The organism is Magnetospirillum sp. 15-1, from assembly GCF_900184795.1.
Lineage (GTDB): Bacteria > Pseudomonadota > Alphaproteobacteria > Rhodospirillales > Magnetospirillaceae > Phaeospirillum.
Window position 1 is genome coordinate 344411 of record NZ_FXXN01000028.1, and the last position, 12500, is coordinate 356910.

Annotated in this window: 17 protein-coding genes; 11 read left to right on the forward strand and 6 right to left on the reverse strand. The window is 66.8% G+C overall.

Annotated features, from left to right (window positions below; all coding sequences use genetic code 11):
- Positions 1–159: 159 nt before the first annotated feature.
- The 5 genes from CP958_RS22930 to CP958_RS22950 all read left to right on the forward strand — a co-directional run bounded on the left by CP958_RS22930 (position 160) and on the right by CP958_RS22950 (position 3901).
- Entirely contained in the window at positions 160–930 is a 771-nt protein-coding gene (locus CP958_RS22930) for a TerC family protein (protein WP_096704509.1), read from the forward strand.
- Positions 931–1064: 134 nt separating this feature from the next.
- The gene (fdxA, locus tag CP958_RS22935; protein ID WP_096704510.1) at positions 1065–1394 is read left to right on the forward strand and encodes a ferredoxin FdxA; all 330 of its coding nucleotides are present in this window, start codon (positions 1065–1067) and stop codon (positions 1392–1394) included.
- 335 nt (positions 1395–1729) lie between these two features.
- Positions 1730–2224 carry a CarD family transcriptional regulator gene (locus CP958_RS22940; RefSeq protein WP_068429376.1) on the forward strand — a complete coding sequence of 165 codons (495 nt, stop codon included), beginning with the start codon at positions 1730–1732 and terminating at the stop codon, positions 2222–2224.
- A gap of 55 nt (positions 2225–2279) precedes the next feature.
- Positions 2280–3113 (forward strand): hypothetical protein, encoded by an 834-nt coding sequence (locus tag CP958_RS22945; RefSeq protein ID WP_096704511.1) that lies wholly within the window; start codon positions 2280–2282, stop codon positions 3111–3113.
- Between the two features lie 2 nt (positions 3114–3115).
- Complete coding sequence (locus CP958_RS22950; RefSeq protein ID WP_096704512.1) at positions 3116–3901, forward strand: DUF4197 domain-containing protein; 786 nt, start codon at positions 3116–3118, stop codon at positions 3899–3901.
- A 7-nt stretch (positions 3902–3908) separates the two neighbouring features.
- Here the strand turns inward: CP958_RS22950 and CP958_RS22955 are convergent, their stop codons facing one another.
- Positions 3909–4499, reverse strand: a complete 591-nt coding sequence (locus tag CP958_RS22955) for a malonic semialdehyde reductase (RefSeq protein ID WP_096704513.1) — start codon at positions 4497–4499, stop codon at positions 3909–3911.
- A 90-nt stretch (positions 4500–4589) separates the two neighbouring features.
- Between CP958_RS22955 and CP958_RS22960 the strand changes: the two genes are divergently transcribed.
- The gene (locus CP958_RS22960; RefSeq protein ID WP_242443092.1) at positions 4590–5612 is read left to right on the forward strand and encodes a polysaccharide deacetylase family protein; all 1023 of its coding nucleotides are present in this window, start codon (positions 4590–4592) and stop codon (positions 5610–5612) included.
- A 115-nt stretch (positions 5613–5727) separates the two neighbouring features.
- Here the strand turns inward: CP958_RS22960 and CP958_RS22965 are convergent, their stop codons facing one another.
- Positions 5728–6288, reverse strand: a complete 561-nt coding sequence (locus CP958_RS22965) for an HNH endonuclease (RefSeq protein ID WP_096704515.1) — start codon at positions 6286–6288, stop codon at positions 5728–5730.
- Between the two features lie 207 nt (positions 6289–6495).
- Entirely contained in the window at positions 6496–7170 is a 675-nt protein-coding gene (locus CP958_RS22970; protein WP_096704516.1) for a dienelactone hydrolase family protein, read from the reverse strand.
- A 78-nt stretch (positions 7171–7248) separates the two neighbouring features.
- Here CP958_RS22970 and gluQRS point away from each other — a divergent pair, with 78 nt between their 5' ends.
- Positions 7249–8100: a tRNA glutamyl-Q(34) synthetase GluQRS gene (gene gluQRS / locus CP958_RS22975; RefSeq protein ID WP_096704517.1), complete on the forward strand. Its 852-nt coding sequence runs from the start codon at positions 7249–7251 to the stop codon at positions 8098–8100.
- Positions 8097–8423 (forward strand): antibiotic biosynthesis monooxygenase, encoded by a 327-nt coding sequence (locus CP958_RS22980; protein WP_096704518.1) that lies wholly within the window; start codon positions 8097–8099, stop codon positions 8421–8423. Before gluQRS ends, CP958_RS22980 begins: the two co-directional genes overlap by 4 nt.
- On the opposite strand, the gene gstA is transcribed toward CP958_RS22980, so the two are convergent.
- From gstA to CP958_RS22995, 3 genes are read right to left on the reverse strand one after another with little or no spacing between them, the layout of a single operon-like run.
- Positions 8401–9006 carry a glutathione transferase GstA gene (gene gstA, locus CP958_RS22985; RefSeq protein ID WP_096704519.1) on the reverse strand — a complete coding sequence of 202 codons (606 nt, stop codon included), beginning with the start codon at positions 9004–9006 and terminating at the stop codon, positions 8401–8403. The genes CP958_RS22980 and gstA overlap by 23 nt on opposite strands.
- Positions 9007–9017: 11 nt before the next feature.
- Complete coding sequence (locus CP958_RS22990) at positions 9018–9239, reverse strand: hypothetical protein (protein ID WP_096704520.1); 222 nt, start codon at positions 9237–9239, stop codon at positions 9018–9020.
- A gap of 17 nt (positions 9240–9256) precedes the next feature.
- Positions 9257–10852, reverse strand: a complete 1596-nt coding sequence (locus CP958_RS22995; RefSeq protein ID WP_096704521.1) for a gamma-glutamyltransferase family protein — start codon at positions 10850–10852, stop codon at positions 9257–9259.
- Positions 10853–10943: 91 nt separating this feature from the next.
- On the opposite strand from CP958_RS22995, the gene gpt reads away from it, so the two are divergent.
- The 3 genes from gpt (at position 10944) to irrA (ending at position 12460) form a co-directional block, all read left to right on the forward strand.
- Positions 10944–11399 carry a xanthine phosphoribosyltransferase gene (gene gpt, locus CP958_RS23000; RefSeq protein ID WP_096704522.1) on the forward strand — a complete coding sequence of 152 codons (456 nt, stop codon included), beginning with the start codon at positions 10944–10946 and terminating at the stop codon, positions 11397–11399.
- Positions 11400–11460: 61 nt separating this feature from the next.
- Complete coding sequence (locus CP958_RS23005; RefSeq protein ID WP_170959083.1) at positions 11461–11886, forward strand: thioesterase family protein; 426 nt, start codon at positions 11461–11463, stop codon at positions 11884–11886.
- Between the two features lie 154 nt (positions 11887–12040).
- Positions 12041–12460 carry an iron response transcriptional regulator IrrA gene (gene irrA / locus CP958_RS23010; protein WP_068429339.1) on the forward strand — a complete coding sequence of 140 codons (420 nt, stop codon included), beginning with the start codon at positions 12041–12043 and terminating at the stop codon, positions 12458–12460.
- The last annotated feature ends 40 nt before the right edge of the window (positions 12461–12500 follow it).

A 12500-nucleotide genomic window follows, 5' to 3' on the forward strand; every position in this document is an offset into this window, starting at 1 on the left:
GGGGTTGGGGCCGTGGTCAAAACCCATTTGTTCGGGGCCTGTACCGGGGCGGGCGGGAAGGTTACGGGGAATTAAGGGACATCGGAGTGGATTCCCTGCGGGAATCCCTTACATTCCGCCCAGCCCAACCGACATCCCCAACCGACATCGAGGACGATCATGATGATGGCCTGGATCTCCGATCCCGAGATTTGGCTCAGCCTGGCGACCCTGTCGCTGCTCGAGATCGTGCTCGGCATCGACAACCTGGTCTATCTGGCCATCATCTCCAACCGCCTGCCCGAGCCCATGCGGCCGCTGGGCCGGCGCCTGGGTCTCGGCTTCGCCGTGCTGACCCGCCTCGGCCTGCTGGCCTCGCTCAGCTGGATCGTCGGACTGGTCGAGCCGGTCTTCGTGATCTGGGACCATCCGGTCAGCTGGCGCGACATCATCCTGATCGGCGGCGGCACCTTCCTGGTGGCCAAGGCCACCCATGAAATCCACGGCAGCCTGGAGGGCGAGGAGGATACTCCCGCCGCCGAAGGGCAGGGAGGGGGCGCCGCCCAGGCCGCCTCGGCCGGTCTGGCGGCGGTCATCGCCCAGATCGCCGTGCTCGATATCGTCTTTTCGCTGGATTCGGTCATCACCGCCGTGGGCATGGCCCGCGACCTGTGGGTGATGGTGGCCGCCGTCATCCTGGCCTCGGGCGTCATGGTGGTGGCCGCCAATCCGCTGTCCGCCCTGATCGCCCGGCATCCCACCATCAAGATGCTGGCGCTGTCCTTCCTGCTGCTGATCGGCGCCACCCTGGTGGCCGACGGCACCGGCTTCCACATGCCCAAGGGCTATATCTACTTCGCCATGGCCTTCTCGCTGGGCATCGAGATTCTGAACCTGGTGGCGCGGCGCGGCAAGCGGACGCCGGTCAAGCTGCGCAACCCCGTTCCGTGAGGCCGGGATGACCCTTTCGCCGCTAGGGTTGAGGCGGCGGGGGTGACTGTGGTATCGCTTCCGCCGGATTTTCTTCCGGCGGAAGGCATGCCTTGCCCGCCGCATCACGATTTCAAGGGATATTGGAGAACGACATGGCTTACGTCGTCACCGAGAATTGCATCAAGTGCAAGTATCAGGACTGCGTCGAGGTTTGCCCGGTGGATTGCTTCTACGAGGGCGAAAACTTCCTGGTGATCAACCCCGACGAATGCATCGATTGCGGCGTCTGCGAGCCGGAATGCCCGGCCGAAGCCATCTTCCCGGATTCCGATCCCAAGGCCGCCGCCTGGACCGACACCAACCGCCAGTACGCCGGCTCCTGGCCCAACATCACCCGCAAGGGCGATGCTCCGGCCGACGCCGACGCGTGGAAGGGCAAGCCCGATAAGGCCAAGCTGCTGTCCCCCAATCCGGGCCGCTGACCCTTATCGCAAGATATTGTAGCCGACGCCGCCCCATGGCCCCGAAAGGTCGTGGGGCGGCGTTCGCGCATGAGGACATGGCGGAAACGCGGGCCTTCGGGGAATTTTCCTGTTCTTCACGGAAGCGCCCTGTGCTATAAGGGCAAGTCCGTCGAACTGTGTCGGCGGACAGCTTACTGGCATAGCCACCGGGGCGGGAGTTCGCCCACCAAGACAAGCTGCGAGATTTCCACCAGCCCGTCAAGGGCGCGGCTGGCGCGGATTCTTCGTTTCTTGGTTGGGCGTATCGGGCGCGTTTGCCGGTTCCAGACCTTCTGTCGAGGGAATTGTTGAAGATGACGATCGTTTCTTTCTCCCAGGGCGATTATGTGGTCTACCCGACCCACGGCGTCGGCCAGGTCGTGGCCGTCGAGACCCAGGAAATTGGCGGCATGAAGCTGCAGTTGTTCGTCATCACTTTCGATCGCGACCGCATGACGCTGCGCGTCCCGGTGACCAAGGCCCAGAAGTCGGGCCTGCGCAAGCTGTCGTCGCGCTCGGTCATGGACACCGCGCTGTCCACCCTGAAGGGCCGCGCCAAGGTCAAGCGCACCATGTGGAGCCGCCGCGCCCAGGAATACGAGGCCAAGATCAATTCCGGCGATCCGGTATCCATCGCCGAGGTGGTGCGCGACCTGCACCGCAACGCCAACCAGCCCGACCAGTCCTATTCCGAGCGGCAGATCTACGAGGCCGCGCTGGAGCGTCTGGCGTCGGAACTGGCGGCGGTGGAGCGTATCGACACCCAGGCGGCGACCGAGAAGCTGCAGGGCCTGCTCGAAGCGGCTTGATGTTTGGCTCGGTGGCTGCGACCATGTCGTCCGGTTGCGAAACCCGAGCGGATTTATGAACGTCGAAGCCGAACGGCCGTCCACGACCCTGGCTGATTCCAATGTCTTCGCGACCCTGCGGGGCGGTGGCCGTATCTGGGCCATCGCCGCCATCAGGGGCGAACACGGCCGCCTGTGCGCGCTGCATGCCCGCCTGGGCCAGGAATTGCGGCCGGGCGACCAACTGGTCTATCTCGGCGATTATCTCGGTTGCGGCGCTCCGGTGCTGCAGACCATCGATGAATTGCTGACCTTCCGCCGCGCCTTCATCGCCACTCCCGGAGTGGAAGTGGACGACGTGGTCTATCTGCGCGGCACCCAGGAAGAGATGTGGCAAAAACTGCTGCAGTTGCAGTTTGCTCCCAATCCCGCCGAAGTGCTGCGCTGGATGGTCGATCACGGCATCGCGCCGACCATCGCCGCCTATGGCGGCTCGGTGGAGGAGGGGCAGAACGCCATCCGCGAGGGTATCCTGGCCCTGACCCGCTGGACCAGCCAGCTGCGCCAGACCATGCGCAATTACGACGGCCACACCACGCTGATGAGCGTGCTGAAGCATGCCGCCTTCACCGACGACAACACGCTGCTGTTCACCCATGCCGGTCTCGATCCCACCCGGCCGCTCTCGGCCCAGGTGGATGCCTTCTGGTGGGGGTCGAGCCTGTTCGCCGGGTTGGATGAGCCCTATTCCGGCTTCAAGCTGGTGGTGCGCGGCGCCGATCGCCGCAAGGGCGGCGTGGTGCTTGGCCCCTTCGCCGTCACGCTGGATTCCGGCTCGGGCCACGGCGGTACCCTGACCGCCGCCTGTTTCGGCGCCGATGGCGCCATTCTGCAAATCCTGGAGGCCTGACGATGAGCCTGTTCGCCAAGACCGCGTGTCTGGGCACCGCGGCCGTATTGCTTTGCGCCTCGCCGGTCCTGGCCCAGGGCAGCCTGATGGATCTGGGCAAGGGCATGGTCAGGCAGGAACTGGAGCAGCGGGCCGGCGCCTCGCCGTCGGCCGGCGGTTCGGCCGGTTCGTCGCTGTCCACCTCGGAGATCGGCTCGGGCCTCAAGGAGGCGCTGCGCGTCGCCGCCGACAAGGTCACCGGCCGCTTGGGAAAAGCCGACGGTTTCAACGCCGACCCGGCGGTGCACATCCCGCTGCCCGACAAGCTGGCGGCGGTGAAGCAGGGGCTGGCCCTGGCCGGTAAGTCGCAGATGGTCGACGATCTGGAACTGAAGCTCAACCGCGCCGCCGAGGCCGCTACCCCCAAGGCCAGGCAGATCTTCTGGGACGCGGTGCAGAAAATGACGCTCGACGACGCGCGCGGCATCCTGGGCGGCCCCAAGGACGCCGCCACCCAGTATTTCAAGCGCAGCATGAGCCCCGACCTGCGCACCGCCATGCGGCCGGTGGTGGACAGCACCGTGTCGCAATCGGGCGCGGTGCAGTCCTATTCCAGCATGGCGGGCGCGGCCCGGGGCCTGCCCATGATCGGCGACGCGCTGAAGGCCGGCCCCTCCATGCTGACCGACCACGTGCTCGACTACGCCCTGGCCGGCATCTTCAATTATCTCGGCCAGGAAGAGGCGGCCATCCGCACCGACCCGGCCAAGCGCTCCACCGACCTTCTCAAGAAGGTGTTCGGCGGCTGAGCGATACTCACTCCACCCGGCACGCCTCGGTGAAATCCAGGCGTGGTCCCCGGGGGAACAGGCCGGAATCGTCGCCGTAGCCGATATTGACCAGGAAATTGGAGCGGATGCTGGTGCCGGCGAAGAAGGCTTCGTCCACCTTGGCGTTGTCGAAGCCGCTCATGGCGCCGCAATCCAGGCCGACGGCGCGGAGCGCCAGCATGAAATAGGCGCCCTGCAAGGTGCCGTTGCGCGTCGCGGTCGACTGGATCATGGCCTCGTTGCCCACGAACCACGCGCGGGCGTCGGTATGGGGGAACAGCACCGGCAGGCGGTCGTAGAATTCCATGTCGTGGCCGATGATGGCGGTGAGCGGTGCCGCCATGGTCTTGTCCAGGTTGCCCGGCGCCAGAGCGGGTTTCAGGCGCTGCTTGGCCTCGGGCGAGCGCACGAAGACGATGCGGGCCGGCTGGCAGTTGACGCTGGTCGGTCCCATGCGGGCCAGGTCCCAGGCCTGACGCAGCAGATCGTCCGGAACCGGGGTGTCCTTGAATTTCGAGTAGGTACGGGCCGCACGAAACAGAATGTCCTGGGCCGAATCATCAAGAATGCGGGTCATATCCGCCTCTCTCCTCTTGTCTTTTTACCCGCGAATGCGGCAAACATCGACACTGTAGGCGCCGAGCGCGGCGCCCGACAGGGGGCGATTGTGAAACAGTCTGTTGTCTTGGCGCTGCTGCTGTGGCTGGCCGTGGTCGTGAACCTGCCGGTTCTCGGCTCGGTCGCATGGGCCGCCGATTCGGCCGTGGTGCTGGTCTATCACCGTTTTGACGACGACAGGGTGCCCGCCCTCAACACTACGACCGAGCAACTGGCCGCCCATGTCGCGGAACTGAAGAACGGCGGTTATGCGGTGCTGCCGCTGGCCGAGATCGTCTCGGCGCTGCGCGCCGGCCGGCCGCTGCCCGACAAGGCGGTGGCCCTTACCGTCGACGACGCCTCGGCGGGATTTCATGACCGGGCCTGGCCGCTGCTGAAGAAGGCGGGGCTGCCCGTCACCCTGTTCCTGGCCACCGACGAGGTGGATCGCGGCGGCCCCGACGTGATGAGCTGGAGCCAGCTCCGCGAGTTGACCGCCGCCGGTTTGGGGATCGGCACACAAGGGGCGGCCCGGCTGCGTCTGCCCAAATCCCCGCCCGAGCAGATTTCCGCCGATCTGGCCCGCGCCGGCGCCCGCCTGGACAAGGAACTGGGCAGGGGCACCGAGTTGTTCGCCTGGCCCTGGGGCGACGCCAGCGCCGAGGCCGAGGACGTGCTGCGCCGTTCGGGCTTCGCGGCCGCCTTCGGCCAGCATTCGGGCGCCGCCTGGGCCAAGGGCGATCCCTTTTTCCTGCCCCGCTTCGCCCAAAGCTCGGCCTATGGCGATCTGCAGCGCTTCCGCCTGTCGGTGCGCTCGCTGCCCCTGCCGGCGGTGGACATCACCCCGGAAGACCCGGCCATCAAGGCCAATCCCCCCGCCTTCGGCTTCACCCTGGCCGAGGACGTGCCCGGCATCGACGGGCTGTCGTGTTTCGCGTCGCACCAGGGGCAGGTCAAGGTCGAGCGCCTGGGGCCGCGCGTCGAGGTGCGCATGTCCAAGCCCATTCCCTCGGGCCGGGGACGCCTCAACTGCACCGTGCCGGCCCTGGAGGGGCGCTGGCGCTGGTTCGGCTGGCAGTTCTTTGTACCGTAAAGGATAGACCGAAACTCGACCGTCGAGCTTCGGTTAGGCCCAAGGGTCGCGGAGGCGACCCGCCCGGCGCCTGAGGACGGCGTTGACCGGTATCGACCAACCAACGCATTTGGAATCAGAACGGCTCGAGCTCGCTGTCCCAGTACAGGAAATCGCGCCAGGATTCGTGCAGGTAGTTGGGTGGAAAGGCCCGGCCGTTTTGCTGCAACTGCCAGGTGGAGGGCTGGCCGGGGCGGCTGAGCAGCCCCATGCCTACCTCGAACAGCAGGCGGTCGCCCTTCATCAGGTTGCACGGCGCGCAGGCGGTGACCACGTTGTCCCAGGTGGTGCGGCCGCCCTTCGAGCGCGGCAGCACGTGGTCGAAGGTCAGATCGTGGGTGGGAAACCACTCGCCGCAATACTGGCAGGAGAAGCGGTCGCGCAGGAAGACGTTGAAGCGGGTGAAGGCCGGCCGGCGCGCCGTCGGGATGAACTCCTTCAGCGCGATGACGCTGGGCAGGCGCAGGGCGTGCCGGGGGGAATGGACGACGCGGTCGTATTCGGACACCACGGCGACGCGGTCCGATACCACCGCCTTGATGGCGTCCTGCCAGGACCACAGGGACAGCGGGAAGTAGCTGAGCGGCCGGAAATCAGCGTTCAGCACCAGGGCAGGATGGCTGTCGAATGCGACCAAACCCCTCTCCCTTCCTACGAGAGACCTTTACAAAATATAGTATTCGCTATTGTTGTTCCATACCCCTTTTCGTGATGGTTCCGTGACCTGTCGCCGCCCTCAATCGCCGGGCGCGTGCTTTTCGCCCGCTTGGCTCCCGCGGCATAAGCCGCGCGGCCCCTTGGGCCTAACCAAATCACGATGAACGAATCTCATCGTGATTTGGTGTCAGTCGGAAATGCCGAACACCTGGCCCAGGAAGCCCATGGCCATCTCGGCGCCGGGGCCGTCGATGCCGTGGCCCAGGCCGGGACGCAGTTCGGTCAAGACCGGGACGCCCACGGCGGTCAGGGCCTGCTCGGCACCCTTGAGACAGTTGGGGTTGACCACCTCGTCATCGGCGCCGTGGATCAGCAGGATGCGCGGCCGGGCGGTGATTTCCTTGGGCAATTCATCGGGATCGACCAGGGCGCCGGAGAAGCCGACCACCGCCGCCGGGGCCACGGCGCGGCGGAGCGCCACGTGCAGCGCCATCATGGTTCCCTGGCTGAAGCCGATCAGCGCCACGTCGGCGGGCTGTACCCCCCACAGGGCCACCTGTTCGTCGATATAGGCCTCGAGGATGGGGGCGGTGGCGCGGACCCCGGCCGAGATGGCGGGGATGCTGCGGTCCTGCAGGCTGAACCACTGGCGACCGAACGGCGCCATGTCGAAGGCGAAGGGGGCGTCGGGCGCCACGAAGGCGGCGTCGGGCAGGATGGAGGCGAAGAACGGCGCCAGTCCGATCAAATCCGAACCGTCCACGCCGACACCGTGCAGCAGGACCACCAGCTGGGCGGCGGGGCCGCCCGAGGCGGGCTCGACCGAGGGACCGGACAGTTTGACGGGCGACGGGCTGGACATGACGGCTCCTGACGAATCAAATCGGCGGCATTATGGTATGGTTCGCGGTGACTGTCCCGCCAAAGCTAGCGACATATTGTGACCATCACCCGTTTCGCTCCCAGCCCCACCGGCGAGTTGCATCTGGGCCACGCCCATTCCGCCCTGTTCGCCTTTGCCGAGGCGCGGGCGGCCGGTGGGCGCTTCCTGCTGCGCATCGAGGACATCGACCGTACCCGCTGCCGTCCCGAATTCACCCAAGCGATCTTCAGCGACCTCGCCTGGCTGGGCCTGGAATGGGAACGGCCGGTCCGCATCCAGTCGGAACACTTCGACGATTACCGCGCCGCCCTCGACCGGCTGGAAGGCATGGGGCTGCTGTATCCCTGCTTTTGCACCCGCCAGGATATCGCCCGCGAGGTGGAGGGGGCCGGTCATGCTCCCCACGGCCCCGACGGGCCGCTCTATCCCGGCCATTGCCGCCATCTTTCGCCCGCCGAGCGGGGTGAACGGCGGGCGGCCGGGCAGCCCTTCGCCCTGCGCCTCCACACCGAGGAAGCCATGCGGCGGACCGGCCCCCTGGCGTGGCGCGACCGAACCCGGGGCGAGCAGTCCGCCCGGCCCGATCTGTTCGGCGACGTGGTGCTGGCCCGCAAGGACACACCGGCCAGCTATCATCTGGCGGTGACCGTCGACGACGCCCTGCAGGGGGTAACCCTGGTGACGCGGGGCGAGGACCTGTTCGCCGCCACCCATGTGCACCGGCTGCTGCAGGCCCTGCTGGACCTGCCGGTTCCCGATTATGTCCATCACCGCCTGCTCACCGACGAGCATGGGCGGCGCTATGCCAAGCGCGACCGGTCCCTCACCCTGCGGGCCCTGCGCGAGGCGGGGCGTACGCCGGACGAGGTGCGCATGCTGGCGGGATTTGCCGAGGAGACGATTCCATGAACCACGAACCGCCCTATTACGCGGTGATTTTCGCGTCGACCCGTACCGAAGGTGACCAGGGCTATGCCGCCATGGCGGCCCGCATGGTGGAACTGGCCGCCATGCGTCCCGGCTATCTGGGGGCCGACAGCGTCCGCGATGCCGAAGGCCGTGGCATCACCGTCAGCTACTGGTCGAGCCTGGAGGATATCGAATCCTGGCGGATCGATTCCGAGCATCTCGCGGCCCAGCGAATGGGCCGCGAGAAATGGTACAAGGAGTACAGCCTGCGCGTCGCCCGGGTGGAACGGGCGGCGGAGTTTAGGCCAGACCCTCGGCCTTGAGCACCGCCTGGGCGGCGGGACGGGCCTTGATGCGCTCGTAATGGGCCGCCACGTGCGGCCAGGCGGCGGTGTCGATCTTGAGGCGCGGCAGCCACGAGACCACGGTGAACAGATAGAAATCCGCCACGGTGATCCGCTCGCCCATCAGGAACGGTCCCTTGCCCAGCGCCTTGTCCAGGTAGTCGAGGCGGCGGCCGAGGATGGTCTTCAACACCGCCTTGCCCTCCTCGGGCATGGCCGGGTTGAACTGGGTGCCGGCCGGCTTGTGCAGTTCGGTGGCGATGAACACCAGCCACTCCACCAGCTTCATGTAGTCCTGGGTGCCCACCGCCGGCGCCAGACCCTTTTCCGGGGCCATGGCGGCGATGCGCAGCAGGATGGCGACGCCTTCGGTCAGCACGGCGCCGTCGTCGATGACCAGGGCGGGGATGTAGCCCTTGGGATTGACGGCCAGGAAATCCTCACCCGATTCGGTCTTCTTGGCCATCAGATCGACGGCCTCGAGGGTGTAGGGAATCCCGGCCTCTTCCAGGGCGATATGCGACGCCAGCGAGCAGGCGCCCACCTTGTAATAGAGCTTCATGAGTTTGACTCCTAAGCGTCCGGCGGAACCTCGTTCAGGGAATCGCAGCCTGCGCAACGATACAACAGATTGACCTTCATGGTGCGGATTGGAACGTCGTGCATCATCTCGCGGCCGCAGACGCCGCAATGGACGTTGTCGCCCCCCAGGCCGATCATGGCGACTCCGGTATCGATGATTTCACGCTCGCCCGCCCTGTCCTCGGGAACGTGCTTCAGCACCACGGTACCCATCTGATCCTATCCTCTCGTCAAAATGCCGCCACCACGCCGTCGGCGCGGGGGTCGGCGGCGCCCTCGATGATGCCGTCGGCCCGGCGCACCAGCGCGCCGGCATGGCCGAGCAGCGAGTCCCATTCTCCTACCACCTGGACGGTGTGACCCGCCTGTTCAAGGTGGCGGATCACGTCCGGGCCGAACCGGGCTTCCAACTGGATGCCGGCGGGGGCCGGGGTGCCGTCCAGGGAGCGGGCCAGACACCAGCGCGGTGCCGAGACCGCCTGCTGCAGGCTCTGGCCGTACAGTGCCGCCCGGGTGAAGATTTCCGCCTGGACCAGCGGCTGGGCGTCGCCGCCCATGGTGCCGTAGACCATGGTGCGGCCGTCCTTCAGCCGCGCCAGGCCGGGTGACAGGGTGTGGAGGGGCCGGCGACGGGGTTCCAGGGAATTGCGGTGATCGGGGTCCAGGCTGAACGAGCAACCGCGATTCTGCCAGACCAGTCCGATTTCGGGCAGCACCACCCCCGAGCCGAAGGCGTGGTACAGGCTCTGGATGAAGCTGACGGCGCGGCCCTGGCCGTCGATCACGCCCAGCCATACGGTGTCGCCCTCGGCTCCGGCGCCGGGCAGCGGGCTGGCCTTGGTCTTGTCGATCTCCCAGGCCATGCGGTCGAGGACGCCGTCCTCCAGATAGGTGGTGGCGTGGATGGACATGCGCGCCGGGTCGGTGACGTGGGCGTCGCGGACGCGATAGGCCAGCTTGGCCGCTTCCACCAGCCCGTGGATGTGGTCGAAGCCATCGGCCTCGGTGATGCCGAGGCGCTGGTAGAGGCCCAGCAGGACCAGCGAGGCCAGCCCCTGAGTGGGCGGGGCGGTATTGAACAGGTGGCCGCATGGCAGGTTGAGCGACAGGGGGCGGCGGCGCATGCCGCGATGGCGGGCCATGTCCTCGGCCCGGAGCGGCGATCCCGCCGCCTGCAGGCCGGCGGCCACGGCGCGGGCCACCTCGCCGCGATAGAAATCGTCGAGGCCGGCATTGGCCAGACGCTCCAGCGTGTCGGCCAGGGCCGGCAGGCGCAGCACCGTGCCGGCCGCCGGCGTCTTGCGTTTGGCCAGGAACGTCTCGGCGAAGCCGGGCTGGCGCCGCAGTTCGGCCAGCCCGCGTTCGGTGGCGGCCGCCTGATGGCGCGAAACGGCGAAGCCTTCCCGCGCCGCGAACACCGCGTCCTCGAACAGGCGGCGCAGCGGCAGCCGCCCGCCCCAATGGCTGGAGACGTCCAGCGCCAGTTGCCAACTGGATACGGCGCCCGCCACGGTAGTGGCGGCCAGCGGCCCCCGGCTGGGAATGCGCTTGTGACCGGCCTTGCGATAAAGCTCCGGGTCCACCTTGGCTCCGGCGGCGCCCGAGCCATCGATGGAGATGGGTGGCTTGCCCGGCTCGGCGATCAGCCAGAAGGCGTCGCCGCCCAGGCCGGTCATGTGGGGATAAACCACGCCCAGCGTCGCCGCGGCGGCGATGGCCGCCTCGATGGCGGTACCGCCGTCGCGCAGCACCGCCAGCCCCGCCTGGGAGGCGAGGTGGTGGGGAGAGGTCACCATGCCCCGGCGGGCCATGGGCGAATGAAGCATCGGGCGGGTCCTTTTGTGGCAGGGCGATTGTTGCGAAAATGCCGCCCGCCGTCCAGAGTGGCGATACCACCCACCACGCGACCGTTGCCCCATGGACCTCGATCCCGCTTTTTCCCGCACCCGCTCCCTGTCCTGGGAGGAGATCCACACCCTCTCGCGCCGGCTGGCCCGCAGCCTCCGGGCCAAGGGACCGTTCGCCGGCATCATCGCCATCGCCAGGGGCGGCTTGGTCCCCGCCGCCATCCTGGCCCTGGAACTGGATATCCGCCAGATCGATACCGTGTGCATCGCCGGCTACGACGAAAGCACCCGCCACGACCTGGAAGTCCTGAAGCGCGTTCCGGGCGACGGCAAGGGCTGGCTGGTGGTGGACGATCTGGTGGATACCGGCCGTACCGCCCAGGCGGTGCGCGACATGCTGCCGGGCGGCCACTACGCCACCCTCTACGCCAAGCCCTCGGGCAAGCCCATGGTCGACACCTATGTGGAGGACGTGCCCCAGGAAACCTGGCTGGTGTTTCCCTGGGAAGTGCTCGAACGGGTTTGACCCCCGCGCCCCGGCGGTGAATAATCGGTATCGCGATGCCGATTTGCCGGGAGCCCGGGTCATGAGCGTGTTTTCCATCAGCAGACGGGTCAGTTGGGGCGATTGCGACCCGGCGGGAATCCTCTATACCCCCCGCGTCTTCGACTATTGCACCGAAGCCATCGAGCGCTGGTATGCCGGCCCCATGGGCATCGACTGGCCGACCATGAACCGGCGCGACAACATGGGTTCGCCCACGGTTCACGCCGAATGCGACTATCTGGTGCCCATGCCGCCCGGCCTGGAACTGGAGGTGCGGGTTCTGGTCGGGAAGGTCGGCACGGCGAGCATCAATTTCGTCATCGAGGGCGTGGCGGCGGATGGCACCATCCATTTCCGCGCCCGCTATGTCGGCTGCATCACCGATTTCGGCAAGAACAGGGCGGTGCCCATTCCCGAACCGTTGCGCAGCCGCGTCGAGGCCTATGGAAATGCCTGCCGCCCGTAACCATGTATGAAAAATAGATCTTAGGGCTAAGTCCCTAATACCAAAGCCCTAACTCCCAAAAAAAGTGGCGTTAAGGGACTTTATTTTTCGAAGAACTCTATGTTAGCGTTGAGATAGATCAATTCCACCCCACCCCGAAAGGGCGGTTGCCAACATGACCATGATCACCGTTCGCCCCTACAGTCACGCCCTGGACCGGCTCCGTGCCGTGGGTCTGCGTCCCACCCGCCAGCGTCTGGCTCTGGCCCGCCTGCTGTTCGATGGCGGCGACCGCCATATCTCGGCCGAGCAGTTGCACACCGAGGCGCTGTCGTCGAGCATCCGGGTGTCGCTGGCCACCGTCTACAACACGCTGCACCAGTTCACCGATGCCGGCCTGCTGCGGGAGATCGTGGTGGATGCGGGCCGCAGCTACTTCGACACCAATACCAGCGACCACCACCACTTCTTCTACGAGAAGAGCGGCAAGCTGTGCGACATCCCCGCCGACCTGATCGCCGTGGCCAAGGTGCCCGATGCGCCCGAGGGCTTCAACATCAGCCGGGTGGAAGTCATCGTCCGGGTGGACGGCTGAAGATCTGAGCTTACGGTTCCCTCGCCTTCAAGGGAACGAA

Coding starts and splice junctions, on each gene's coding strand:
- CP958_RS22970 (WP_096704516.1), bottom strand. CDS start 7,170: ATGTCCAGCCCGTCGCCCGTCAAACTGTCCGGTCCCTCGGTCGAGCCC.
- CP958_RS22945 (WP_096704511.1), top strand. CDS start 2,280: ATGAACGTCGAAGCCGAACGGCCGTCCACGACCCTGGCTGATTCCAAT.
- CP958_RS22930 (WP_096704509.1), top strand. CDS start 160: ATGATGATGGCCTGGATCTCCGATCCCGAGATTTGGCTCAGCCTGGCG.
- CP958_RS22990 (WP_096704520.1), bottom strand. CDS start 9,239: ATGGGTACCGTGGTGCTGAAGCACGTTCCCGAGGACAGGGCGGGCGAG.
- gstA (WP_096704519.1), bottom strand. CDS start 9,006: ATGAAGCTCTATTACAAGGTGGGCGCCTGCTCGCTGGCGTCGCATATC.
- fdxA (WP_096704510.1), top strand. CDS start 1,065: ATGGCTTACGTCGTCACCGAGAATTGCATCAAGTGCAAGTATCAGGAC.
- gpt (WP_096704522.1), top strand. CDS start 10,944: ATGGACCTCGATCCCGCTTTTTCCCGCACCCGCTCCCTGTCCTGGGAG.
- CP958_RS22950 (WP_096704512.1), top strand. CDS start 3,116: ATGAGCCTGTTCGCCAAGACCGCGTGTCTGGGCACCGCGGCCGTATTG.
- CP958_RS22980 (WP_096704518.1), top strand. CDS start 8,097: ATGAACCACGAACCGCCCTATTACGCGGTGATTTTCGCGTCGACCCGT.
- CP958_RS23005 (WP_170959083.1), top strand. CDS start 11,461: ATGAGCGTGTTTTCCATCAGCAGACGGGTCAGTTGGGGCGATTGCGAC.
- CP958_RS22940 (WP_068429376.1), top strand. CDS start 1,730: ATGACGATCGTTTCTTTCTCCCAGGGCGATTATGTGGTCTACCCGACC.
- CP958_RS22995 (WP_096704521.1), bottom strand. CDS start 10,852: ATGCTTCATTCGCCCATGGCCCGCCGGGGCATGGTGACCTCTCCCCAC.
- CP958_RS22955 (WP_096704513.1), bottom strand. CDS start 4,499: ATGACCCGCATTCTTGATGATTCGGCCCAGGACATTCTGTTTCGTGCG.
- irrA (WP_068429339.1), top strand. CDS start 12,041: ATGACCATGATCACCGTTCGCCCCTACAGTCACGCCCTGGACCGGCTC.